This is a genomic window from Selenomonadales bacterium 4137-cl, from assembly GCA_032334055.1.
In the GTDB taxonomy this organism is placed as follows: domain Bacteria; phylum Bacillota; class Negativicutes; order Sporomusales; family UBA7701; genus Anaeroselena; species Anaeroselena agilis.
In genome coordinates this window covers 2,203,830-2,227,319 of record JAUOZS010000001.1, presented here as the reverse complement: position 1 = coordinate 2,227,319, position 23,490 = coordinate 2,203,830, and the positions used below count along the sequence as shown (strand labels likewise).

At 61.2% G+C, this 23,490-nt stretch carries 26 protein-coding genes, 3 tRNA genes and 1 other RNA gene; 27 read left to right on the top strand and 3 right to left on the bottom strand.

Going from position 1 to position 23,490, the window contains the following annotated elements; translation table 11 throughout:
• The first annotated feature begins 13 nt into the window (after nt 1-13).
• The 12 genes from Q4T40_11870 (at nt 14) to lepB (ending at nt 11,015) form a co-directional block, all read left to right on the top strand.
• Nucleotides 14-409, top strand: a complete 396-nt coding sequence (locus tag Q4T40_11870) for a cytidine deaminase (GenBank protein MDT8901942.1) — start codon at nt 14-16, stop codon at nt 407-409.
• A gap of 9 nt (nt 410-418) precedes the next feature.
• Nucleotides 419-1,315 carry a GTPase Era gene (gene era / locus Q4T40_11865; GenBank protein MDT8901941.1) on the top strand — a complete coding sequence of 299 codons (897 nt, stop codon included), beginning with the start codon at nt 419-421 and terminating at the stop codon, nt 1,313-1,315.
• Nucleotides 1,316-1,535: 220 nt separating this feature from the next.
• On the top strand, nt 1,536-2,798 hold the full coding sequence (locus tag Q4T40_11860; protein ID MDT8901940.1) for a CBS domain-containing protein: 1,263 nt from the start codon (nt 1,536-1,538) through the stop codon (nt 2,796-2,798).
• Nucleotides 2,799-2,884: 86 nt separating this feature from the next.
• The gene (locus Q4T40_11855; protein MDT8901939.1) at nt 2,885-3,469 is read left to right on the top strand and encodes a DUF502 domain-containing protein; all 585 of its coding nucleotides are present in this window, start codon (nt 2,885-2,887) and stop codon (nt 3,467-3,469) included.
• Between the two features lie 64 nt (nt 3,470-3,533).
• The gene (locus Q4T40_11850; protein ID MDT8901938.1) at nt 3,534-4,844 is read left to right on the top strand and encodes a hemolysin family protein; all 1,311 of its coding nucleotides are present in this window, start codon (nt 3,534-3,536) and stop codon (nt 4,842-4,844) included.
• A 43-nt stretch (nt 4,845-4,887) separates the two neighbouring features.
• On the top strand, nt 4,888-5,004 hold the full coding sequence (locus tag Q4T40_11845; protein MDT8901937.1) for a YqzL family protein: 117 nt from the start codon (nt 4,888-4,890) through the stop codon (nt 5,002-5,004).
• A gap of 6 nt (nt 5,005-5,010) precedes the next feature.
• Nucleotides 5,011-5,772 (top strand): DNA repair protein RecO, encoded by a 762-nt coding sequence (gene recO, locus Q4T40_11840; GenBank protein ID MDT8901936.1) that lies wholly within the window; start codon nt 5,011-5,013, stop codon nt 5,770-5,772.
• A gap of 26 nt (nt 5,773-5,798) precedes the next feature.
• Entirely contained in the window at nt 5,799-6,236 is a 438-nt protein-coding gene (locus tag Q4T40_11835) for a DUF4342 domain-containing protein (GenBank protein MDT8901935.1), read from the top strand.
• Nucleotides 6,237-6,525: 289 nt separating this feature from the next.
• Nucleotides 6,526-7,401, top strand: coding sequence for a glycine--tRNA ligase subunit alpha (glyQ, locus tag Q4T40_11830; GenBank protein ID MDT8901934.1), 876 nt, complete (start codon nt 6,526-6,528; stop codon nt 7,399-7,401).
• A 1-nt stretch (nt 7,402) separates the two neighbouring features.
• Entirely contained in the window at nt 7,403-9,466 is a 2,064-nt protein-coding gene (gene glyS, locus Q4T40_11825) for a glycine--tRNA ligase subunit beta (protein MDT8901933.1), read from the top strand.
• Nucleotides 9,467-9,631: 165 nt separating this feature from the next.
• The gene (locus Q4T40_11820) at nt 9,632-10,459 is read left to right on the top strand and encodes a pyruvate, water dikinase regulatory protein (GenBank protein ID MDT8901932.1); all 828 of its coding nucleotides are present in this window, start codon (nt 9,632-9,634) and stop codon (nt 10,457-10,459) included.
• Nucleotides 10,452-11,015 (top strand): signal peptidase I, encoded by a 564-nt coding sequence (gene lepB / locus Q4T40_11815; GenBank protein ID MDT8901931.1) that lies wholly within the window; start codon nt 10,452-10,454, stop codon nt 11,013-11,015. Before Q4T40_11820 ends, lepB begins: the two co-directional genes overlap by 8 nt.
• Before the next feature lie 64 nt (nt 11,016-11,079).
• Here the strand turns inward: lepB and Q4T40_11810 are convergent, their stop codons facing one another.
• Nucleotides 11,080-11,598 carry an LptA/OstA family protein gene (locus Q4T40_11810; GenBank protein ID MDT8901930.1) on the bottom strand — a complete coding sequence of 173 codons (519 nt, stop codon included), beginning with the start codon at nt 11,596-11,598 and terminating at the stop codon, nt 11,080-11,082.
• 135 nt (nt 11,599-11,733) lie between these two features.
• Here Q4T40_11810 and Q4T40_11805 point away from each other — a divergent pair, with 135 nt between their 5' ends.
• The 14 genes from Q4T40_11805 to Q4T40_11740 all read left to right on the top strand — a co-directional run bounded on the left by Q4T40_11805 (nt 11,734) and on the right by Q4T40_11740 (nt 21,344).
• Nucleotides 11,734-12,357 (top strand): HD domain-containing protein, encoded by a 624-nt coding sequence (locus tag Q4T40_11805; GenBank protein MDT8901929.1) that lies wholly within the window; start codon nt 11,734-11,736, stop codon nt 12,355-12,357.
• Entirely contained in the window at nt 12,354-12,716 is a 363-nt protein-coding gene (locus tag Q4T40_11800) for a hypothetical protein (protein ID MDT8901928.1), read from the top strand. Before Q4T40_11805 ends, Q4T40_11800 begins: the two co-directional genes overlap by 4 nt.
• Nucleotides 12,717-12,902: 186 nt before the next feature.
• On the top strand, nt 12,903-14,702 hold the full coding sequence (gene dnaG, locus Q4T40_11795) for a DNA primase (GenBank protein MDT8901927.1): 1,800 nt from the start codon (nt 12,903-12,905) through the stop codon (nt 14,700-14,702).
• 48 nt (nt 14,703-14,750) lie between these two features.
• Nucleotides 14,751-15,851 carry an RNA polymerase sigma factor RpoD gene (gene rpoD, locus Q4T40_11790; GenBank protein ID MDT8901926.1) on the top strand — a complete coding sequence of 367 codons (1,101 nt, stop codon included), beginning with the start codon at nt 14,751-14,753 and terminating at the stop codon, nt 15,849-15,851.
• A gap of 119 nt (nt 15,852-15,970) precedes the next feature.
• Nucleotides 15,971-16,045 (top strand) — tRNA-Asn (locus Q4T40_11785).
• Nucleotides 16,046-16,097: 52 nt separating this feature from the next.
• Nucleotides 16,098-16,172 (top strand) — tRNA-Ile (locus tag Q4T40_11780).
• Between the two features lie 13 nt (nt 16,173-16,185).
• Nucleotides 16,186-16,260, top strand: a tRNA-Glu gene (locus tag Q4T40_11775).
• 111 nt (nt 16,261-16,371) lie between these two features.
• Nucleotides 16,372-16,920 (top strand): RNA 2',3'-cyclic phosphodiesterase, encoded by a 549-nt coding sequence (gene thpR, locus Q4T40_11770; GenBank protein MDT8901925.1) that lies wholly within the window; start codon nt 16,372-16,374, stop codon nt 16,918-16,920.
• Nucleotides 16,921-17,015: 95 nt separating this feature from the next.
• The gene (locus Q4T40_11765) at nt 17,016-17,705 is read left to right on the top strand and encodes a class I SAM-dependent methyltransferase (protein ID MDT8901924.1); all 690 of its coding nucleotides are present in this window, start codon (nt 17,016-17,018) and stop codon (nt 17,703-17,705) included.
• Complete coding sequence (locus Q4T40_11760; protein MDT8901923.1) at nt 17,696-18,814, top strand: Nif3-like dinuclear metal center hexameric protein; 1,119 nt, start codon at nt 17,696-17,698, stop codon at nt 18,812-18,814. The genes Q4T40_11765 and Q4T40_11760 overlap by 10 nt, the downstream gene beginning before the upstream one ends.
• A gap of 57 nt (nt 18,815-18,871) precedes the next feature.
• Nucleotides 18,872-19,573, top strand: a complete 702-nt coding sequence (locus Q4T40_11755) for a hypothetical protein (GenBank protein ID MDT8901922.1) — start codon at nt 18,872-18,874, stop codon at nt 19,571-19,573.
• A gap of 122 nt (nt 19,574-19,695) precedes the next feature.
• Nucleotides 19,696-20,346 carry a thiamine phosphate synthase gene (gene thiE / locus Q4T40_11750; protein ID MDT8901921.1) on the top strand — a complete coding sequence of 217 codons (651 nt, stop codon included), beginning with the start codon at nt 19,696-19,698 and terminating at the stop codon, nt 20,344-20,346.
• A 77-nt stretch (nt 20,347-20,423) separates the two neighbouring features.
• An RNA gene (gene rnpB / locus Q4T40_11745) (RNase P RNA component class A) lies at nt 20,424-20,779 on the top strand.
• Between the two features lie 115 nt (nt 20,780-20,894).
• On the top strand, nt 20,895-21,344 hold the full coding sequence (locus Q4T40_11740; GenBank protein ID MDT8901920.1) for a hypothetical protein: 450 nt from the start codon (nt 20,895-20,897) through the stop codon (nt 21,342-21,344).
• A 53-nt stretch (nt 21,345-21,397) separates the two neighbouring features.
• Here the strand turns inward: Q4T40_11740 and Q4T40_11735 are convergent, their stop codons facing one another.
• Both Q4T40_11735 and Q4T40_11730 read right to left on the bottom strand, forming a co-directional pair.
• Nucleotides 21,398-21,964: a nitroreductase gene (locus tag Q4T40_11735; protein MDT8901919.1), complete on the bottom strand. Its 567-nt coding sequence runs from the start codon at nt 21,962-21,964 to the stop codon at nt 21,398-21,400.
• Nucleotides 21,965-22,037: 73 nt separating this feature from the next.
• Nucleotides 22,038-22,649, bottom strand: coding sequence for a ferritin-like domain-containing protein (locus Q4T40_11730; GenBank protein ID MDT8901918.1), 612 nt, complete (start codon nt 22,647-22,649; stop codon nt 22,038-22,040).
• A 134-nt stretch (nt 22,650-22,783) separates the two neighbouring features.
• Here Q4T40_11730 and Q4T40_11725 point away from each other — a divergent pair, with 134 nt between their 5' ends.
• Nucleotides 22,784-23,443: a TMEM165/GDT1 family protein gene (locus Q4T40_11725; GenBank protein MDT8901917.1), complete on the top strand. Its 660-nt coding sequence runs from the start codon at nt 22,784-22,786 to the stop codon at nt 23,441-23,443.
• Nucleotides 23,444-23,490 lie beyond the last annotated feature (47 nt).

Genomic DNA, 23,490 nt, shown 5'->3' with positions numbered 1-23,490 from the left:
GGGAGGGGACTCTATGGAAGACGAGAAGCTTATAAACGCCGCCCTGGACGCCCGCGACAGGGCGTATGCCCCGTATTCGCGCTTCGCCGTCGGCGCCGCGGTGCTGGGGGAGAGCGGCCGCGTTTACAGCGGCAGCAATGTGGAGAACGCATCGTACGGCCTGACGATGTGCGCCGAGCGGGTGGCGATTTTCAAGGCGATTTCCGAAGGGGAGAAGCGGCTCGCCGCGCTGGCGGTGGCGGCCGATACGGCCTTGCCAGCCTCGCCCTGCGGCGCCTGCCGCCAGGTTATGGCCGAGTTCGGTATAAACAAGGTTATAATGTGCAATACCAGGGGGGAAAAGCGGACGGTGACGCTCGCGGAGCTGTTGCCGCACGCCTTCGAGAAAGCCGATTTGCCGGAGGAATGATACGTGCCTATGAAGGAAGACAATGCTTTCAGGTCGGGGTTCGTCGCCGTCGTCGGCCGGCCGAACGTGGGCAAGTCGACGCTGGTCAACACCCTTGTCGGCCAGAAGATCGCCATCATGTCCGACAAGCCGCAGACGACGCGCAATAAGATTCTCTGCATCCTCAACCTGCCGGACGCCCAGGTGCTGTTCATCGATACGCCGGGCATCCACAAGCCCCGCCATAAGCTGGGCGAGTACATGGTGCGTACGGCCGAGAACACGCTCCGCGAGGTGGATGTGGTGCTGTTCGTGGTTGACGCCACCGAGGAGCCGGGGCCGGGGGAGGAGTATATCCTCGAGCGCCTGGCGGAGGTGCGGACGCCGGTGATCCTCGTTATCAACAAGATCGATAAGCTGCCCCGCGCACAGGTGTTGCCGATCATCGAGCGCTACGCGGCCAAGCGGAGCTTCACGGCCCTCGTGCCCGTGTCGGCGCTGGCCCGTACCAATCTCGACGGCCTGACGGGGGAAATCAAGAAATACCTCGCCCCCGGGCCGAAGTATTACCCCGACGATATGATTACCGACCAGCCCGAGCGCCTGCTGATCGCCGAGCTTATCCGCGAGAAGGTGTTGCAGCTTACCCGCGAGGAGGTGCCTCACAGCATCGCGGTGGATATCGAGGAGGTGGCGACGCGGGATAACGGCGATCTGTATGTGCGGGCGGTGATCTATGTGGAGCGGGACTCGCAGAAGGGGATCGTGATCGGTGCCGGCGGCGCGGTGCTGAAGGAAGCAGGCCGCCTGGCCCGTATCGACGTGGAGAATCTTCTGGGGTCGAAGACGTATCTGGATCTGTGGGTCAAGGTAAAAAAAGACTGGCGCAACCGAAAAGGGGTTCTGAAATCCCTCGGGTATGAGTAGAGAGTGTTAGTAGAATTGGAGCGGCCGTCCGGAAGTCCCCGGATGCTGGTCAGACCGAGCATGCGAGCGGGGCGTACTCAAGTCATCTGCTGTGCGAGCACGCGCAGGATCAAGTGCGTAAGTTCTTGGCGCTTTAGCGCCTAGAATTGCTTCCGCCCCTTGCGTGGGCAACGCAGACGGGGGCTGTCAACGGCCGTACGGGCAGGGGGAGAAAACCGGAATGCAGCCGTTTACTGAGGTTTTTGTCAGCGAGTTGATCGACAAGTTGGTCATTGACAAGGTAGGCAATCGCGTGGGTCGGGTCGGGGACGTGCTGATAAAGCCGGAAGCGGGTTTTCCGAAGGTGTGCGGCGTCGAGGTGAAGCGCCGCCGGGAGACGGTGGTCGTAAGCGATGACCATGTGGCGATGCTTAATAAGCAGATCGTGTCTCTCAACATCGTGCGTGAAGACGTCAGCCACGGCGATCTGACCGGCGACGAGCTGTATTTGTGCCGCGATCTGCTGGACCGCCAGATCGTCGATACCGACGGGGCCAGGGTGGTGCGGGTCAATGACCTTAAAATCACCCAGGTGAACGACGGGTTCCGCCTGGTGGCTGTCGACATCGGTTTCCGCGGCCTGGTGCGCCGGCTGGGGGCCGAGCGAGCCCTGCGGCGGGTGGCGGGCATGCTGGGCCGCAGCCTGCCGGAGAAACTCATTTCGTGGGGCAACGTCGATCTCATCACCCCCGACCTGTCGGCGATCAAGCTGTCGGTGTCCCAGGGCAAGCTGGCCGCCCTCCATCCGTACGATATCGCTCAGATCGTCGGCGATCTCGGCACCCAGGAGCGGTCGGCCATCTTCCAGACGCTGGACAACGAGCGGGCCGCCGAGACGCTGGTCGAGATGGAGACGGAGATGCAGGCCTCCATCCTTGAGGGCATGAGCAAGGATCGGGCTGCCGATATTCTGGAGATGATGGCTTCCGACGACGCGGCGGACGTCCTCAATGAGTTGCCGGACGACACGGCGGCGGAACTTCTCGAGCTGATGGAGCGCGAGGAGGCCGCCGAGGTGGAGGAGCTGCGCGAGTATGAGGAACGCGAGGCCGGCAGCCTGATGACGACCGAGTATATCGCGCTGCCGGAAGGCCTGACCGCCGACGAGACCATCAACGAGCTAAGGCGGCTGGCCCCCGAGGCGGAAACGATTTATTACATTTACGTGGTCGATGCCGAGGAGCACCTGGCGGGTGTGCTGTCGCTCCGGGAGTTGATCATCGCCAAGCCGGAAACCAGGCTGGCCGATATCATGCGGACCCGCATCATTACCGTGGGCGACGAGGCGCCGACGGAAGACGCCATCAGCATCATCCGCAAGTACGACCTGCTGGCCGTGCCGGTTACGGACGGCGATAATAAGCTGGTGGGCATCATCACCGTCGACGATGTTATCGATGCCGTGATTCCGCCGCGTAAGAGAAATGTGTTGAATTTCAGTTGACGAAACGGGGGCTGCCGGAGGGCGGCCTCTTTTATTTTATTGACCGCAGTTATCGCCGATGTTATGATGAGTTCAAGGGGTGAATTATGAAGAACCTGTCCAGATATTTTATCAACGGTCTGATTGTCATTGTGCCGATGGCGATTACCTTTTTCGTCGTCGTTCAGATACTGGATATCACCGAGAGGATTCTCGGGCGTCACCTGCCGGTCAAGTTTCCCGGCTTCGGCCTGGTCGCCGTTATCGCCATTATTCTGGTGGTGGGCTGGCTGTCCTCCCATTGGGTTATGCGGCGGTGCATCGAGGTGGGCGAAAAGGCGCTCTCGAAGATTCCCATTCTCAAGTTTATCTATAACAGTGTCAAGCAGTTGTCGACAGCGGTGTTCGAGTCCCAGAACATGTTCAAGCATGCGGTGCTGGTGCCTTTTCCCCATCCCGGGGCGAAGACGCTGGGCTTCGTGATGACCGAGCTGTCGGCGCCGCTCGCCCGCAATTTGTGCGAGGAGAGCGTTTGCGTCTTTATACCCATGAGCCTCAACATGACTGCGGGCTTTAATATTATTGTGCCGAAGCGGGATATAATACCCTTAGACGTGACCAGCGAAAGCGCGCTGCAGTACATCCTGACCGCCGGCACTGTGATGCCGCGCGGCGGAGTGACCAAACCCTAGGGAGAGATGCGCTATCGACTCGTCCATCAATAGCCTCGTCGCTTTCTCGGCCGCCTTGCTGCTGGTGCTCTTGAACGGCTTTTTCGTTGTCGCCGAGTTTTCGCTGGTGAAGATCCGCCGCACGAGGCTGGAGGAGCTTACCCTTCAGGGGAACAGCCGCGCCAAGCTGGCGCTGGAAATCGTATCGACCTTCGATACCTATCTGGGCGCGACCCAACTCGGTATTACGCTGGCTTCGCTTGGCCTGGGCTGGTTGGGCGAGCCGGCCGTGGCGGCCCTGATCGCGCCGCTGATCTACCAGTATCTGCCGGGGGCGACCTGGCTGGTGCATACTATCAGTGTCGCCTTGGGTTTCACCGTCATCACTTTCATGCATATCGTGCTGGGGGAGTTGGTGCCCAAGGCTCTGGCCATTCAGCGCGCCGAGGCGCTGGCGCTCTTCTGCGCCTGGCCGCTGTTCATTTTCCATAAGGTCGGCTATCCCGTCATCTTGCTGTTCAACAAGGCGGCTCGCGCCATCATGGGTCTGTTGGGTATCAAGCCGCTCAGCGAGGCCGAGGTGGCCCATTCCGAGGAAGAGCTCAGGATGATTGTCAACGCCAGCCACCGTGGCGGCGTGCTCGACCAGATGGAAAGCGAACTGATCGACAATGTTTTTGATTTTGCCGACCGCCTGGCGAGGGAGGTCATGGTGCCCCGCCAGGATATGGTGTGTCTGTTCACCGACGATCCGTTCGAGGAGAATATGCGGGCGGTGAAGGAGACCGGCCACACCCGCTATCCGTTGTGTGTGGAGGATAAGGATCATGTCATCGGCATGGTGCATATCCGCGACCTGATGGACCTGGATATGTGCGGGCCGGGGGAGAAGGACCTGAGTACCGTCATGCGCGAGATTCTCGTGGTACCTGAGGGCATGTCGGTTGCCAGGCTGCTCCAGGCGATGCGCCGCAAACGCACCCATATGGCGGTGGTGGCCGACGAGTATGGCGGCACGGCGGGCCTGGTGGCCCTGCAGGATGTGTTGGAGGAGATTGTCGGCGACATCCAGGACGAGCACGACGCGGTCGGCGAGGCGGAAATCCAGCGCTTTCCCGACGGCAGCTTCGAGTTCGACGGCCGGGTGCTGCTCGACGATGTATCCGAGCTTTTGAACATCCGCCTCGAAGAGCATGAGGAAGACACGCTCGGCGGGTATATTTTCGGCCTTCTCGGTCGCCGTCCCGAGCTTGGCGACGAAGTGAATATCGGCGATTATCGTTTTTCCGTCCTCCAGGTAAACGGCTTCCGGGTCGTGAGGGTTAAGGCTGTGCCGCTTAAAGTGGACGGCGACGAGGACTCCGGTGAGGACGCGGGCAGGAGCGACCTGCCATAGCCGGCGATCCCGCTGCGCAAAACACCGAAGGGATGTGCGCGTATTGCTAAGGGAACTGATGTGGGAGATTTTTCTCAGTACCGGTGACATCAGGGCGTATCTGCTTTACCGGCATTGCGGCGGCGACGCGGCGGATTCCGCCGGGCTCGGCCGGGAGTAGCGCCGCATGGGCGTATACAATTGCGAGGCCATCCTGCTGGCGGTGAGGGACTACGACGCCACCAGCAGGATGGTGACTTTATTTTCCCGCGAACACGGCAAGCTCTCGGCGGTGGCCTACGGGGCCCGCCGACCGCGGAGCGAGCTGGCCGGCTGCGTTCAGCCTTTCGCCCATGTGGAGCTGGCGCTGGCCGGGGAGAAGAATATCGGGGCGCTCAAACAGTGCGTCGTCAGGCGGTCGTTCCGCGAACTGCGCGAAGACCTCGACAGGATGGCGTACGCGGCCTTGCTGGCCGAACTGGTGGCCGAGCTGTGGCCGGAGCGGGAGCCGGAGCCGGCGGTTTTCGACCTGCTGCTGGCCGCCTTCGCCCTGCTGGCGAGCCGCAACGTGAGGGTGACCGCCCTGGCGGCCGCGCTGCAGCTCCTTGCGCTGGCCGGGTTCCGGCCGGAGTATGAGAACTGCGTGGCGTGCGGCCGGGAACTTGCGTTTCCGGCCCGGTTCGACGCCGCGGCCGGCGGCGGGGTTTGCGCCGCCTGCGGCGAGCCGCATCTTACGCCATTCGGGCAGGACGGCCGGGATTTTCTCGCCCGCATGCTCGACCTCGACCTCGCCGAACCAGGGCACTTTTCGGTGACCGGCGCCGTTCTGATGGAAACCGAGCGTCTGCTCGGCGAGTTCCTCACTTGGCGGCTGGACAAGCCGTTGAAGTCGCTGGCCTTCATCGCGACGCTGGCGCAGGATAAAACGGGCGGCGGGCGGGGACACTAAGCGAAACGGCAGCAGGAGGGAAAGCAATGGAAGAGATTACCCTCGAAAAGATCGATACGATCCGCGAACGCACCGGAGTATCCTACCGGGAGGCCAAGGACGCGCTGGAGCGCGCGGGCGGCAGTGTCCTGGAGGCGTTGATCGACCTGGAGTCCAAAAAGCCGGGCGGTTGGACGGAGGAATTTTCGGTGAAGTCCGGCGAGGTCGTGGATAAGGTCAAGGAGCTCATCCACCAGGGCAATGTCACCAAGATCCGCGTCAAGCAGGACGGCAAGACGCTGGTGGAAATTCCTGTGACGTTAGGGGCGATCAGCGCCGTTTTCTTGCCGCAGCTGGCGGCTTTGGGCGTGCTGGTGGCCGTCTTCAAGCGCTGCACCATTGAGGTTGTCCGGAGTGACGGCGGCAGCGAGGTGACAGAGGTGCGGCCAACTGACGACCGGGAAGGGCCGCGCGGCAGTTTGTAACGTTGACAGGGAAGGGCAAATTTGCTATGCTATTATAGCAACAGAAGGCAATGAAGGAATTAAGTAGTCGGCCAAACCCAGCGAGCCGGGGAGGGTGCAAGCCCGGCGCAGGCGGACGAAGGCGTTCCCAAGCCGCGGGAGGAAATTCCGAAAGGGATAGTAAACCCCGCCATAAATCAAGGCGGGCCTCAGGGCCAATCAGGGTGGAACCGCGGGAAGAAAACTCCCGTCCCTGTAACGATATGTTACGGGACGGGAGTATTTTATTTGATTTCAGGAGGCGATGACAGTGACTTTTCAGGAGATAATCCTGACCCTGGAGAACTTCTGGGCCCAGCAGAAGTGCATCATCCAACAGCCTTACGATGTGGAGAAGGGCGCCGGCACGATGAACCCGGCCACCTTCCTGCGCGCCCTCGGCCCCGAGCCGTGGAACGTAGCCTATGTGGAGCCGTCCCGCCGGCCGGCCGACGGCCGCTACGGCGACAATCCCAACCGTCTGTTTCAGCATCACCAGTATCAGGTCATCATGAAGCCCTCCCCGGCCAATATTCAGGATCTCTACCTGGCGAGCCTGGCAAAGCTGGGCATCGATCCCGACAAGCATGACATCCGCTTTGTGGAGGACAACTGGGAATCGCCGACCCTCGGCGCCTGGGGCCTGGGCTGGGAGGTGTGGCTGGACGGCATGGAGATTACCCAGTTCACCTACTTCCAGCAGGTGGGCAGCATCGACGTCAAGCCGGTGGCGGTCGAGATCACCTATGGTTTAGAACGGCTGGCGATGTACATCCAGGGCAAGGAGAACGTGTTCGATGTCGAGTGGGTGGAGGGCATCACATATGGCGACGTTTTCCACCGCAACGAGGTCGAGCAGTCGACCTACAATTTCGAGCTTTCCGACGCGACCATGCTGTTCACGCTCTTCGACATGTACGAGAAGGAAGCCATCCGGATCGTCGAGCTTGGCTACGTGTTGCCGGCCTACGATTACGTGCTGAAGTGCTCCCACGCCTTTAACCTGCTGGACGCCCGCGGCGCAATCAGCGTCAGCGAGCGCACCGCCTTCATCGGACGGGTCCGCAACCTGGCCCGCCTGTGCGCCCAGGGGTACCTGGAACAGCGGGAGAAGCTGGGGTACCCGCTTCTGAAAGGGGGGAAATAATATGGCCAAGGATTTGCTTCTGGAAATCGGCAGTGAAGAGATTCCCGCCAAGTTTATGCCGGCTGCGCTAGCCCAACTGGCCGACATCGCCAAAGCCAAGTTCACTGAGCGCCGCATCGCCTGCGGCGAGGTGCAGACTTTCGGCACGCCCCGCCGCCTGGCGCTGATCGTCAGGGGGATGGCCGAGCAGCAGTCCGACCGCAACAGCGAGAATAAGGGACCCGCCGTGAAGATCGCCTTCGACGACAGCGGCGTTCCGACAAAGGCCGCGCAGGGCTTTGCCCGCGGCCAGGGCGTGGATGTCAAGGACCTGGTCGTCAAGGATGGCTATGTGTATGCCGTCGTTCACGAGACCGGCCGGCCGGTCGTTGACATCCTGCCTGAGCTGTTGCCGGAGATCGTCACCGCCATCGCTTTTCCCAAGAGCATGCGCTGGGGCGACCTGGACCTCAGGTTCGCGCGGCCTATCCGCTGGCTGGTGGCCCTCTTCGGGGGCGACGTTGTCCCCTTCTCCCTCGCGGAAGTCGCCGCCGGCAACGTCAGCCACGGCCACCGTTTCCTCAGCACGGGGCCGGTCGCGCTGGCGTCGGTGGACGAGTATTTTGCCAAAATGACCGCCAATCACGTGATGGTCGACCAGGACCTCCGCCGCCAGGTGATTCGCGAGCAGGTCGAGAAGCTGGCCGTACGGCAGGGCGGTACGGCGGTCATCGACGAGGATCTCCTGGAGGAGGTTACCTATTTGGTGGAATATCCGACCGCACTGTGCGGGCGGTTCGAGGAGAAGTACCTCGCCCTGCCCCCTGAGGCGGTCATCACGCCGATGCGCGAGCATCAGCGTTATTTCCCTGTTTTCGCCGCCGACGGAAAGCTGCTGCCGGTTTTCATCACCGTCCGCAACGGCGGCCAGGATTACATCGATATCGTCCGCCACGGCAACGAGCGGGTGCTGAAAGCAAGGCTGGCCGACGCGCGCTTCTTCTTCGAGGAGGACAAGAAGGTGCCGTTGGCCGACCGGGTCGCGAAGCTGAAAACGATCGTCTTCCAGGAAGGCCTTGGCACGATGTACGACAAGACGGTGCGCCTGGAGAAGCTGGCGGCCGAAATCGCCAGGAAGGCCGGCCTGCCGGAGGCGGAGCTGGCCACTATCGGACGCGGCGCGCATCTCGCCAAAGCCGACCTCGTCACCGGCATGGTGTACGAATTCACCGAACTGCAGGGCGTGATGGGCCGCGAGTACGCCAAGCTGAGCGGTGAAGCGCCCGCGGTAGCCGAAGCGGTGTTCGAGCATTACCTGCCGCGGTTCGCGGGCGACAGCCTTCCTCAAACGCCCGCCGGCCGCATGGTCAGCGTTGCCGACAAGCTCGACAACATTGTCGCGACCTTCAGCCGCGGCCTGATCCCCACCGGTTCCCAGGATCCGTACGCCCTTCGCCGTCAGGCTTTGGGCATCGTGAACATCCTGATCGCCGCCCGCTATCACGTTTCGATCAAAGCGCTGGCCGCCGCCGCCATGGACCTGCTCGCCGTAAGCGGCGAGGAGCGCCGCGCCAAGCTTTGCGGGGATATCGGCGAGTTCTTCCGGTTGCGCCTGAAAAACGTCCTTGCCGACGAAGGGGTGCGCTACGATATGGTCGACGCCGTGCTGGCGACCGATACCGACGATGTCTATGACGCCTGGCTGCGTGCCAAGGCGCTCGCCGAGGTGGGCGCGACCGAAGCCATGCAGCGGGCCGTCCAGGCGCTGACCCGGGCCGGCAACCTGGCCAAGAACGCCGCCGGCGACGCCATCGACCCCGCCCTGTTTGCCGCTGACGGCGAAAAAGTCCTGTACGCCTCCCTGGAGGGCGCCCGCAAGGAGATCGCCGCTCTGAGCGCATCCAAGGATTACGCCGGCGTGCTGAAGGTGATAGCCGGGCTGGCCGATCCCATCGACGCCTTTTTCACCCAGGTGATGGTCATGGTCGACGATGTCGCCGTCCGCAACAACCGACTCGCCCTCCTGAAGAGCATCACGGCGCTGGCCGCCGGGGTCGCCGACCTTAGCAAGATAGTTGCCGCATAGCACGGCTTGCACGCCCCCGAGGAGAAAGGGTATAATAACTCGGGGGCTTATTTTTTGTCTCCCAAACGAACGGTAATTGCTTGAAATGTGCCAGGCCGTTCAGAAGCCCCAGATGCAATACCGCGGGGCTTATCAACGGACTGCTTTGAAAAAGGGGGGAGACCGGTGCAACAGGAAATAATTTATGCCCTTTCCGACTCCATAGGCGAGACGGCCGAGCTGGTGGCCCGCGCCACCGCCAGCCAGTTCGACCTCAGCCGGTTCGATATCGTCCGCGTGCCCTATATCAATTCCGTGCGCCAGATCGAGGAAGTGCTTGAGGCTGCGGCCGGCACCGGGAGCGTCGTCTGCCACACGCTGGTGTCGCCCCAACTGAGGGCGGCGGTGGTGGAACTGGCGAAAACATACGGCGTTCACACCATCGATATCATGGGGCCGATGATGCAGGCGGTCCAGCAGGCTACTTCGCTGGCGCCCAAACTGAAGCCCGGCCTGATGCACAAGCTCGATCAGGAGTATTTCCGTCGGGTGGAGGCGGTGGAGTTCGCGGTCAAGTACGATGACGGCAAGAATCCCTGGGGCATACCCAAGGCCGACATCGTTCTTATCGGCGTTTCCCGTACCTCCAAGACGCCGCTCAGCATGTATCTGGCCCACAAGCGGGTCAAGGTGGCCAATGTGCCGCTGGTGCCGGAAGTGCCGCCGCCGCAGGAGCTTTACCAGGTGCCTCCCCACCGTATCGTGGGGCTGGTGATCAACCCTTACAAGCTCAACGAGATCCGCGCCGAACGCCTGCGGACGATGGGGCTGGGTTCGGACGCGAGCTACGCCAATATCGACCGCATCACCGAGGAACTCGAACACGCCAAAAGTCTGATGCGCAAGCTGCAATGCCCGATAATCGACGTATCCAACAAGGCCATCGAGGAGACGGCCAACAAGATCCTGGAAATCGTCCAGAAGGGCGCTCCCAAGGGAGGACAGAATGAGTAGCTTCATGCGCGAGGCCGGCGAATGGCTGCAAAGCATCGTTCTCGCGGCCGCCATCGCCCTGGTCATAAATGTGTTCTTCTTTCAGCCCACCAAGGTTCTTGGCCATTCCATGGAGCCTACCTTCCACGAGGGCCAGCGGATTTATCTGTCAAAAGTGGTTCATACTCTGGGCAGACTGCCCGGCTACGGCGACATTGTGGTTATCGACAGTCGCGTCGACCGCCCCCGCAAGTTCGCCGACGACCTTGCCGAGCCGGTGAGCAACGTGGCGACGCTCGTCAGGGGCGGTTCGCCGTCCGGACACTACATCTGGGTGAAGCGAGTGGTCGGCCTGCCGGGCGACGTGCTTGAGTTCAAGGGCGGCAAGGTTTATCGCAACGGCAAGGCGCTGACCGAAAACTACGTCAAGGAGCCAATGCGCTATTCGTCGCCCGGCAAGGTGACGGTGCCGCCCGGGCACGTCTTCGTGATGGGCGACAACCGCAACAATTCCAGTGACAGTCGTTTTATCGGCAGCATTCCCGCCGACCACATTCTGGGAGTCATGCTGTTTTAGCCAGGGGCCATAGGCGACAACGAAAAACCCCCGGCGCCTGCCGGGGGTTAAAATGGCTTCGGTTTTAGCCGCCCGACCCCGCTGTTAACGGTAGGGTCGGCTGGACGATGGCGTTGGTTTCGACATTGTAGGTGACTCTGTCGGCGGTCCAGGTGGCGTCGTTCTGAGTTACCCCGACGTTGCCGCTGAATACGCCGATTTTGCTGCGCCAGTTGAACTCAACCCGGTCGGCGGTTATGGACAGGCCGGTGCGTTTGAAGGTGACGCCGCCGTCGATTTTGGCCCTGTCCTGCAGGCCGAATACGTAGACGTCCTGGCCGGAAAAGTAGATGTCGCCTTGGGTGACGGTGACTCCGCCAGTGCCCCAGACCTCCAGTGAGGCGATGCTGACCCTGGCCATGCCGGCGGTGATGATCCTATCCTTAACTTCTATGTAGACGTTGCCTTTGAGGACATAGAGGCCCGTGTTGACGTCGAAGTAGGTTTTGTCGGCTTTGATGACCGGCTTAGACGGGGATGCGCAGGCGATGCCGGTGAGCAACAGAAGGGCCAGGAGGGTGACGAGCAGTGTTTTTTGTTTCATTCTTGCCCCACCTTTCTACTTGAAATTATAGCAGCGGCGCGGCGAAAATGGTATTGTTAATATATGTAAAGCGAATGTGTCGTCTTATATCGGGAGAAGAAAGGGCTATCGCCGGAAGCGGAATGAGGGATGCACATGGGGCTTCATAATTATCTCGTTTATGTGCGCAAACTGAATAATATGGGCCGGTGGGCGACCGAATTCATGCACCAGCGGACGACGGTGAGCGAGCATTCTTTCCTCGTGGCCCAGATCGGCCAGATGCTGGCGCTCATCGAGGAGGAGAACGGCGGCAAGGTGGACTGGGGCCGGCTGTTCCGCAAGCTTATCAACCACGATGTCATCGAATCGATCACCGGCGATATCCTTAGTACGACGAAGTATAAGAACCCCGAGATAGCGTCCGCCCTGTCCGTCATTGAGAAGGAGCTGGCGGAAGAGACCTTTTTCGCCGAGATGGAGCAACCTTACCGCTCCCTGTACCGCAATCTGCTGTTCGACGGCAAGGATGACAGCCTGGAAGGGCGGATACTGCGGGCCGCCGATAATATCGACGCGCTGATGGAGTGCATTTTTGAGGTCAAGCTTAACAACATCGGGCTGTTCGAGGAGAAGTACCATGCCATTCTCAAGAAGCTGAAAGAAAGCAACCTGGTCAGCGTCCGCTACTTCATCGCCAATGTGCTGCCGGGACTGGTGGCCGACTGCGAGCGGCTGGCGAAGAAAACCACGAAATACAAAAAGGAGGAAGAGCGATGAAAACCGATGATCTGCGCGACCAAGCCGACCAGACGACCGTGCTAAAAAATCCTCCCGCCGGGATAAGCGAAAGCCAGCGGGAAGGGGTTTTTGTCAACGGGTTCATCTGCCAGCACTGCGGGCTGCACTTCAACCTGTTTTCCTGGAAGGCCAACCGCCACCGGGCCGATAATACCTTCTGCCCGGAATGCGGTCGCCGGGGAGCGTATATCCACTATCGCAAGATGCTCAGCGATAAGACCTGCCGCGACGAGAGCTCCCAGGACGAGATTTTCCGCCACGTTCCCTGGCCGGGCAGCCAGCTGATGAGCGATTCGGTGATCATGGCGACGCCGCAGAAAAAAGACGGCCGAAAGTAGGCGACAGTATAACGGAGCTTGGGGCTCCGGTCTTTTTTTGTCTAGCAAAATATCTAGTCTTTGTCAAGGGGGAAAAGAGGATATTTCTTGTTTGCCTTGAATAGTATTAATGCAAAAAAGAATAAGTCTCCGCGTGAGTCTAGTCCGCAACAACCAGATCGTTCACGGGCGCTAGGGTGAGGTTATATGAAAGATGCCGTTTTCGACGATTTTATCGACAGACTGCGCTCCCAGAGCGATATAGTCAGTGTTATTTCCGAATACGTCCCGCTGAAAAAACGCGGGAAAAACTACTGGGGCTGTTGCCCGTTCCATCATGAAAAGACGCCGTCTTTTTCCGTGACGCCCGACAAAGGTTTTTTTTACTGTTTCGGCTGCCAGTCAGGGGGCAACGTTTTTAACTTCCTCATGAAGCTGGAAAACCTGACCTTCATGGAGGCGGTTAAGAAGCTGGCGGCGAAGTTGAACGTTCCCGTGCCGGAGAAGGAGAAATCCGAACAAGAACGGCAGGCGGAACGGGAAATGGCCGGCCTTTTAAAGGCCAACGCCACGGCGAGCGATTTTTTCCACGCCTGCCTGACTAAGACGAGCTACGGTAAGGCGGCCAGGGAATATCTGAAGGCCCGCGGGGTCGACGACGAGACGGTTGCCGCGTTCCGGCTGGGGTTCGCCCCCAAGGCGTGGGATAAATTGACGACCGCCCTGACCAGCCGCGGCTTTACCGCCGATGCGCTGGCGAAAGCCGGCCTGGCGGTGGCGCGGACGGGGGGCGACGGCGTTTACGACCGTTTTCGCGACCGGATCATGTTTCCGATCGCCGACGCGCGGGGCCGGGTAATCGGCTTCGGCGGCAGGGTAATGGATGGCAGCCAGCCGAAGTATCTTAACACGGCCGAGACGCCAGTCTTCAACAAGCGCTATGTATTGTACGGCTTCGATCTCGCGTACCAGGCCATTAAGCAGGCCGGCAAGGCGATCGTCGTCGAGGGGTACATGGACCTGATCGCGCTCCACGCCAGCGGCATCAAGAATGCCGTCGCGTCTCTCGGTACGTCGTTCACCCCTGAGCAGGCCCGGCAACTGGCGCGTCACGTCGAAGAGATTTATTTCGCCTACGACAGCGACGCGGCCGGCCAGAACGCCACGCTGCGGGCGTTGGCGACCGTGCGGGCGCTGGGGCTTGCCGTGCGGGTCATAACCTTGCCGGATGGCAAGGACCCCGACGAGTTTATCAGAAGGCACGGCGCCGACGCCTTCCGCGCCCTAATGGATCAGGCGCCCGCGCTGCTTGCTTATCAGGTTAGCCAGGCGCTGCAGACTAACGATTACTCGAGCGCCTCGGGCAAGATGGGCGTTCTTGCTCAGGCCATCCCGGCGCTGGCCGAGGCCCCCGACCTCGCGGAGGTCAACGAGCATATCAGGATGCTTTCGCAGACGCTCGGCATCCACGAGGAGGATATCCGGCGGGAGATACGCAAAAATCAGCAAAAGGATAAAGCTGCCAATCGCGGGCAGAATAGTAATGTGCTGAGTCTGACGCAGAAGCTTGCGCCGAAGACGGTCGCGGCCGAACGGCAGCTTATCCGCCTGATGCTGGAGGACCGTTCCGTTATCCCTTATGTCCAGGCGGAGCTGACGGGCGAAGATATTCAGGGCGGAGAGCGGAAAACGATAATCAATTCGCTGTTTACTGCGTATAATATGGGAAAAAGTCCCGCCGCCGACGGCTTGGCCCTTGGGCTGCCGGAGGCAGCAGCCACCGAGTTGTCGAATATTATGGTAATGGAGATACAATTAAACGACATTTCCCGCGTTGTTGACGATTGCATCAGGATCATCAGGGTTGCCCGCCTGGAGCCCCTGATCATGGTTCATAGCCTTCGGGCCGAGGAATTTCTACGTTTGGGGGACGAAAGCAACTATCGGCAGGAATTAGCCGAAAGTCAGCGAATAAAAGATGAAATTAGCAAATTGCACCAAGCATGACAAACGATTTGCCTTATCCGGGGAACGCCTAGGGAGGAGGGGAGTAGAATGAGCGAGAAGAAGAGCATACAAGCAGAACATGTCAACGAACTGCTGCACAAGGGCAAGAAGCGCGGCGGCATGTTGACTTACGCCGAAATTATGGACACTCTCCAGAACGAGGACCTCACTCCCGACGAAATCGACGATATGTATGAGGTCTTTTCCAACAAAGGGATCGAGATAGTTGACGAGGTTCCCGATGTTGAAGCCCTGGATGACGCCGATATTTCCGAAACGCCGGAGGAGGTCGATATCGACCTCACCATCCCGGAAGGGGTCAGCATCGACGATCCGGTCCGGATGTACCTCAAGGAGATCGGCCGGGTGCCGCTGCTGTCGGCGGACGAGGAAATCGACCTTGCCAAGCGCATGGGCCTGGGCGACGAGGAGGCCAAACGCCGCCTGGCGGAAGCCAACCTGCGCCTGGTGGTCAGCATCGCCAAACGGTATGTCGGCAGGGGGATGCTGTTTCTGGATCTTATCCAGGAAGGCAACCTGGGCCTTATCAAGGCTGTCGAGAAGTTCGACTACAACAAAGGTTTCAAATTCAGCACCTACGCGACCTGGTGGATTCGCCAGGCCATCACCCGGGCCATCGCCGACCAGGCCCGCACCATCCGCATCCCGGTGCATATGGTGGAGACGATCAACAAGCTGATCCGCGTGTCCCGCCAGCTCCTGCAGGAGCTGGGGCGCGAGCCGAGCCCGGAGGAGATCGCAAAGGAAATGGATGTCAGCGTCGAGCGGGTGCGGGAGATCATGAAGATCGCCCAGGAACCGGTGTCGCTTGAGACGCCCATCGGCGAGGAGGAAGATTCGCACCTCGGCGATTTCATCGAGGATCAGGACGCGCCGGCGCCGGCCGAGGCTGCTTCCTTCATGCTGCTCAAGGAGCAGCTTGAGGAGGTGCTGGAGACGCTGACCCCCAGGGAGGAAAAGGTGCTGAGGCTGCGTTTCGGGCTGGACGACGGGCGGGCGCGAACGCTTGAGGAAGTGGGGCAGCATTTCGGCGTCACCCGCGAGCGCATCCGCCAGATCGAGGCCAAGGCGCTCCGCAAGCTGCGTCATCCGAGCCGCAGCAAGAAGCTGAAGGATTTCCTGGAGTAGGATAAAGGCTTTGGGTGGGGCGGCCTAAGGGGCCGCCCCAATAATTACTAAAAGAGTTTGTCTTTAAGACCTTGACGCCGGCGAAGGCCTGTCTTATAATATATTTTGTCGGTGCACACTCCTCGATAGCTCAATGGTAGAGCACCCGGCTGTTAACCGGGTGGTTGTAGGTTCGAGTCCTACTCGAGGAGCCACTTTGTTAGTAAGACAGGTCTTCTTCGGAAAACCTGTTTTATATATCTTTCGGGGCCTATAGCTCAGCGGTAGAGCAGCCGGCTCATAACCGGCCGGTCCCTGGTTCGATCCCAGGTGGGCCCACCAATCTCATAAATCCGGCCCGTTGGTCAAGTGGTTAAGACACCGCCCTTTCACGGCGGTATCAGGGGTTCGAATCCCCTACGGGTCACCACAAAGAAGAAAAGCACGGCATATTCGCCGCGCTTTTATCATTTTCCGGGAATAATAGGGAAAATCTCGCGGCGTGTCAAATATCTAAATAATTATTGCTTGGAGGGTGTCCATGCGCCTGTTCGTCGGTATCGAGTTTCCGGAAGAAATCGTCGTCGCTTTGGAGGCTGTTCAGGCCGAACTGCGCGGCAACTGTCGGCGGGGGCGGTTCAAGCGGCGCGAGAATTTCCACATCACGCTGAAATTTCTCGGCGAGGTGCCGGCCGCCGACGTGCCGCTGTTCGGGCCGGCGCTGGCCGCGGCCGCATCGTCCGTAGGACCTTTCAACGTCGCCCTCGGCCGCCTGGGCCAGTTCGGCGGCGGCGTGCCGATCCGGACGGTGTGGGTCGACGCAGGCGGCGATACGGCGGCGCTGCAGGCTCTGCAGGGGAGGGTGGAGCGGGAGATGGCGGGGTGCGGGTTTCCGCCCGAGCAGCGGGCCTGGCGGCCGCATATCACGCTCGCTCAGGATGTCGTGCCGTTGCCGGGCGCTCCGCCCTGGAGCGCCTACCGGGTCGACCGGGAGCCGTTCACGGTGCGCGAATTCGCCCTCATGCTCAGCGAGGAAGTCGACCGCCGGCGGGTCTACACCCCCATCCAACGCTTTCCCTTGCAGGGCTGACCCCGCAGGAATTTTTCCCCACCGGGGAGAAATAATAGCAACAAGCCGCTAAACTTTTGCGGTTGGACTTCAAATGCTTTCAGGGAGGGATGGGCGTGAAACTGGGCAAACGCCTGGCGACGATAGCGGCCCTGGTGCCGCCTGGCGGCCGACTGGCGGATATCGGCACCGACCATGCCTATCTGCCGGTGTATCTGGTCAGTGAAGGCATCGTTCCTTGGGCGGTGGCCGGTGAGGTTCACCAGGGACCGTTCCGGGCGGCCGGCGAGGCGCTGGCCAGGGTCGGTCTCACCGACCGGATTGAGCTTCGTTTCGGCGACGGGCTGGCGGTACTGGCTCCCGGCGAGGTCGACACGGCCGTTATCGCCGGCATGGGCGGACCGACGATCATCGAGATTCTCTCCGCCTGCCCGGAGGTGACGGCGTCGCTGTCGTGCCTCGTGCTCCAGCCTATGCTGGGCGGGGGCGCCGTTCGCCGCTGGCTGGCCGCCTCCGGCTGGCGTGCCGTGGCCGAGGCCCTGGTCGAGGAGGACGGGCGGCTATATGAGGTCATTGCCGCCGCGCCCGGCGCGGCGGAGGAATACGAGGACATCCTGTACGATATCGGGCCGCTGCTGTGGGATAGGCGGCACCCGCTGCTCAGGGACCACCTGGAGGCGCTGCTGGCGCAGGCCAGGCGGGTGGCGGCGGAAATGGCCGCCAGCCCCCAGGCGGTCTCTTCCCCCAAGTACCGGGAATATCTGGCGAAGATTGCCCAGTTGGAGGATAAACTCGCATGCCTGTGAAGTGCCGGGAAATAATGGCGGCGGTGGAACGGCTGGCGCCGCGCGAGCTGGCGGCCGGCTGGGACAACGTCGGTCTGCTGGTCGGCAGCCCCGAGCAGGAGGTCGCCTCGCTGCTGGTGGCTCTGGATGTGACGCCGGAGGTAGCGGAGCGGGCGGCGGCCGGGGGCGTCGACCTGATTGTCGCCCACCATCCGCTGATTTTCAAGAGTCTGTCCGCTGTTCGCACCGATACGCCCCTGGGCAGGACGCTGGCCACGCTGCTGGCGGCCGGCGTTGCCGTGTACGCCGCCCACACCAATCTCGACGCGGCCGACGGCGGCGTGAACGACGCGCTGGCCGGCCTGCTCGGCCTGGGCGATTTGCGGCCGCTGGCGGTCGAGGGCCGGGAGCGGCTGCTGAAGCTGGCGGTGTTCGTGCCGGAGGAGTACACGGAGCGGGTGCGCGCGGCCATTACCGCCGCCGGCGCCGGCCATATCGGCAATTATAGCCACTGCACCTTCCAGACGATCGGCACGGGCACCTTTCTGCCTCTGGACGGCGCGAAGCCGTTCCTCGGCAAGCAGGGTAAACTGGAGTACGTCGCCGAGCACCGGCTGGAAACCGTAATGCCCGAGGGAGTCGCCGCCAAGGCCGTCGCGGCGATGCTCGCGGCCCATCCTTATGAGGAAGTGGCCTACGACCTTTATGCGCTGAACAATCCCGGTCGACCCTACGGCCTGGGACGGGTGGGCCGCCTGGCGACACCCGAACCGTTCGCCGACTTCGTCCGCAGGCTGAAAGACGCGCTGGGGCCGACGGAGGTCAGGGTCGCAGGCCCGACCGACCGCCAGGTGTCGAAGGTGGCGGTATGCGGCGGCAGCGGCGCCGGCTTCCTGGCGGCGGCTATAGGGGCCGGGGCGGACGTCCTGGTTACCGGGGACGTCAAGTATCACGAGGCGCTGGATGCGGCGGCGGCCGGCCTGACGCTGGTCGACGCCGGCCATTTCGCGACCGAGCGCCCGGTTGTCGGGGCGGTCGCCGGTTATCTCGAGGCTTGCGCCGCGCATAGCGGCTGGGATATTGTCATCAGGACCGAGGACGTTTCCCGCGATGTATTCCGCGTTTGGTGAGACAGGCGAACAAGGCCTGTCTTTTTCTATTGTAAGCAGCAGGAGGAGGGTTTGGCGATGAAAGATCAGTTATGCATGCTTAGCGAACTGCAGGAGTTGGAGCGGCAGAAACGGCAGGCGGCCGGCCGCAAGGAGAAGATTAGCGCCGACGAGGTGCGCCTGCTATGGCAGGAGATCAGGCTGCTGTCGCAGGGGGTGGCCGCCGACCGGGAGAAGCTGGCCGGCCTGGAGAAGGCGTGCGCCGTCGGCGAGGCCGAGTTGACCGCTCTTACCCGGCATTGCGAGGAGCTGGAGGGGAAGCTTTACCGGGGTGAGATAACCAACATCAAGGAGATCGAGCAGATCAGGACACGGTGCGAGGCTCTCCGTCGCGATATCGGGCGTCGCGAGAACGACGCGGTCGCCGCTATCGAGGAAAGCGAGCGGCTGGCCGCCAAGATCGCCGGCGACGAGGCCGGGCTGCAGGCCAGGAAGCGCCTCCACGCCGAGCGGCAGCAGCTCGTCGCCCAGGAGGCGGCCCGCGGTGAGGCCGAGCTGGCCGACCTGGAGGAGCGCTGCCGGTCGCTGGCCGACAAAGTCGATCCCGCCCTGCTTCGCCTGTTCCGGGAGCTCGCCCGCAAGCTGCCTCAGCCGGTGGCCAGGCTGGCCGGCGGCGTGTGCGGCGGCTGCCGACGGAGCATCCCCACCAGGCAGGCGGCGAGGGGGCAGGGGGAGTTGCTCTATTGCGACAACTGCGGCCGCATACTGTTGGTCGAGTAAGGGGGCAACCGTTTATATAGTCCATCTGCGGCGACTGTTTGTCAGGTTTGACGGTTTTCTCGTTACGCGGTAAAATATTCGTGTTTACAGGCGTCTATGGGGCGCCGGGGGAGAGGGAATGTATGAGTCAGCGTAGAGGGATGGCTAATTTTGTCGCCGGCGGGATTTACGGTATCACGGATGACGCGCTTTCCCGCGGACGAAGCAGCGTAGAGGTCGTGCGGCTGCTGTTGGCCGCCGGCGTCAGGGTGATTCAGTACCGCGAGAAGGCCAAACCGGCCCGCGTAATGTACGAGGAGTGCCTGGCCATCCGCGGCCTGACGGCGGATACGGGAGCGACCTTTATCGTCAACGACCATGTCGATCTGGCGATGGCGGTCGGGGCGGACGGTGTCCATGTAGGCCAGGACGATCTGCCGCCCGTAAAGGTGCGGGAGCTTGTAGGCTCCGATATGGCCATCGGCCTTTCGACTCATTCGCCGGAGCAGGCCAGGGAGGCCGACAAGCTGGCCGGGGTGATCGACTACATCGGCGTCGGCCCGGTGTACGCGACTGACACGAAAAAGGACGCCTCAGCTCCGGTGGGGCTCGCCCTGCTGGAGTACGCGGCCGCGAACGTCAACCTCCCGTACGTAGCCATCGGCGGCATCAAGCAGAGCAATATCGCCGAGGTGAGCCGCCGGGGCCCGGGGATGATCGCCATCGTGTCCGACATCGTCGGCGCGGACGACATTGTGGCCAAGGTGGCCGCCCTGCGCGCCGCCATGGCATAAAATACCGCGCCGCACCGCCTTGACGGCAGCCGATGTTCGTGGTATATTATTAATCCAGACAACTGAACAGGGTCCAGTGAGTACGAAAGATGATCGCGAAGGCCGCAGGGCTTTCGAGGAAAGTCCGAGCTCCATAGGGCAGGGTGCTGGTTAACGGCCAGCGAGGGCGACCTCAGGGATAGTGCCGCAGAAATGTAGACCGCCCGGCATCGCGCCGGGTAAGGATGGAACGGTGCGGTAAGAGCGCACCAGCAGCCAGGCGACTGGTTGGCTAGGTAAACCCCACCCGGAGCAAGACCGAATAGGGAAGAGATGAGGTAGCCCGCCGATCCTTCCGGGTAGCGTCGCTAGAGCCGGCAGGCAACTGCCGGCCGAGATAAATGATCATCGCCGCGCAAGCGGGACAGAACTCGGCTTATTGACTGCTCACCGACCCTGGAAAAAACCCGCAGCACAAAGCTGCGGGTTTTGTTTTTTATGAAAAGGACTTTGCGGGACAATAACGAAAGATAGTATTCCGTTATTTCAAATACAAAGGTGGTATAAAAATGATCAAAGCCGACTTGTTGGCGGCCGCCATGATCGTGCTCGACAACGAAGAGGTGTTCGTGGTCGGCCGTCATTCCGATATCCAGCGTCTCAGCGACGCGGCTCTGGTGGAGCGGGCCTGGGACCTGAAGCTCGACAACGGCCACCGGCCTTACGCTTCACTGAAAAAGCATGTGAACTACGATATCGGCGACGAGCCCGGCGATATGCCTGGCAACGAGATTACGCGGCTGCTTGCCGCCCGTACCGGATTGCGCTTCGCGCATGACCTGCACCTTGTTGAACGGACGTACCTCTTCCGGCCGACCGCCGCTTTCTGGGCCGACCTGTGGGCCGATTTTTCCGACGGGTCCGGCCTGCCGCGGGGACTAAGCCTGGAAGAGTACTTCGCGGTATATCGGGGAACCGTGAACACAAGCATCAGTAATATCAAATTTGTGCGCCTGTAACGGTTTTCACTCTTAACGACGATGAAAAGCGGCCGCGTTTGCGGCCGCTTCGTTTATTCTTTCCAAAAAAGAATCTCCGGATTGTCGTGCGTCAACTGCGGTATCCGGCCTTGCGGGTAGCCGACGATGATCGGGGCGACAAGGCTGTATTCGACCGGAACGCGGAGTTCCTCTTTCATCGCCGGCGTATCTAGCAGCGTCCCGGCGAAACCGATCCAGCAGGTGCCGAGGCCGAGCCCGTGGGCGGCGAGCATAAGGTTTTGGGCGGACAGGCAGCAGTCGCCGTAGCTGTGGCGCCCCATCGGCTTGGCATAGATGGCTATGAGCGTACCGGCGGTGTAGAAGATGTTGAAGGCTGGATTGGACAGCATGTCGCGGTATTTTTTGTGGGGCGAATTTTCAAGGTCGATCATGCTGAGGAGCAGGCTTTTGGAGCGGTCGGAGTACTCCTTGAGCAACGCGGCGTCCTGGATGACGACGAAGCTCCAGGGCTGGGTGTTGGAGGCGCTTGGCGCCTGCACCGCGGCGTGGAGCAGTTTGTCGATGGCGTCCTTGTCTACCTTTTGGGCCGTGTAGCTCCGCACCGACCGGCGGTTTGCGATCGCTTCCGTGAGGTTCAAATGCATCTCCTCCTGGCATGATTTGTTATCTAAAATGTTAGCAAACTGCCGGTCGGTTGTAAAGTTGACATAACTAATCGGCGGTCTTTTCGGCCGGCGGCTCGCCCGTAAGGTCGTATAGAGCGGCGGTAAAAGAGGCCACATGCTCTTTCTCGTCGTTCATCAGATGACAGAAGTGACGACAGCAATCAGCATCCGGCGATTGTTCCATATACTTCTGATACATGTTTATTGCCTCAAGCTCGCTGGTGAGTGCTTTGGTCAGCAGGCATACGGGGGTGAGGTCGTTTTCCGGCGCCGGCGGCATGGGCGGCGTCACCGCTTGTTCCTCCAGCGGGCAGGCGCACGCGGGGTGCCAGCCCTCCGCCCACTTCGGCGTCATGCCCCGCTTCATGAGCAGGACGTCGAGGTCGACCTCCTCAAGCGCTTCGGCCTGAACTTCGTCGAGGGCCGAGATGTGGCGCATGGTCATGACGAAATGTTCCATTTCGTCTTCAGCCGTGTTCAGAAAAAGCTGCCGCAGGTCGCCGCAGACCATGGCGGCCGCCTCCAGGTAGAAAAGGATTGCTTCCCGCTCGGCGATGGCGGCGTCCCTTAGCATCGGCAGGCAGGGGCTGGCTGAGCAGCCTTCGCCGTGGTGATCGTGATGTTGGGGGCCGATTTTCTTGGCCCGGTTTTTCTTCATGTCAATCCCCCTTAATAGTGGTGGTTCAGTTTATGGTATGTGAGTTTACGGAAAAAGGTTCATAAGCCATCTGAGCCGGTTCGGAAGGTCATTTATCGGCCATACTAACAGCAGTTTAATAAAGGGGGGATGGTGTGACTGCGTTTTTCGCCTCGCTGTTCCTCGTTCTGCTGGCCGAGATGGGCGATAAGACCCAACTGCTCGCGATGGCCTTCGCCTCCCGTTATCCTTGGACGACGGTGCTGGCGGGCGTTTTCGCCGCCACGGTCGTCAACCACTTGCTGGCGGTCGAGGCGGGCAATTATTTGACGAGGGTCGTGCCGCTGCAGTATATCCAGGTCGCGGCTGCCGTTTCCTTTATCGTATTCGGTCTTTGGACGCTGCGCGGCGACGAGCTGGCCGGCGAGGCCGACGCCGTCCGTCGCAGTCCCTTCTGGACGGTGGCGATCGCTTTTTTCTTTGCTGAGATGGGCGATAAGACCCAGCTTGCCACTATGGCGCTGGCCGCCCAGTACCAGACGGTCGTTCCGGTTTGGCTGGGGACGACGGCGGGGATGATGGCCGCCGACGGTATCGGTATCGGCGTCGGGGTCGTCCTGGGGCGGCGGATACCCGAGCGCCTGGTGAAGTGGGGCGCGGCGCTGATCTTTATCGTGTTCGGGCTCGCCGGCCTGTACCGGTACCTGCCGCCGGGCCTGGTTTCGCCCTCCGTCGCCGCCGCCGGCCTCGTTATTGTGGCGCTGGCCGCGTATTTCGCGGCCCGGATGCGGGGCGGCCGTCTGCCCGGCGATTAGGCAGGCATGCGCGCCTTGACTTTGGCGGGGAAATATTTTACAATGAA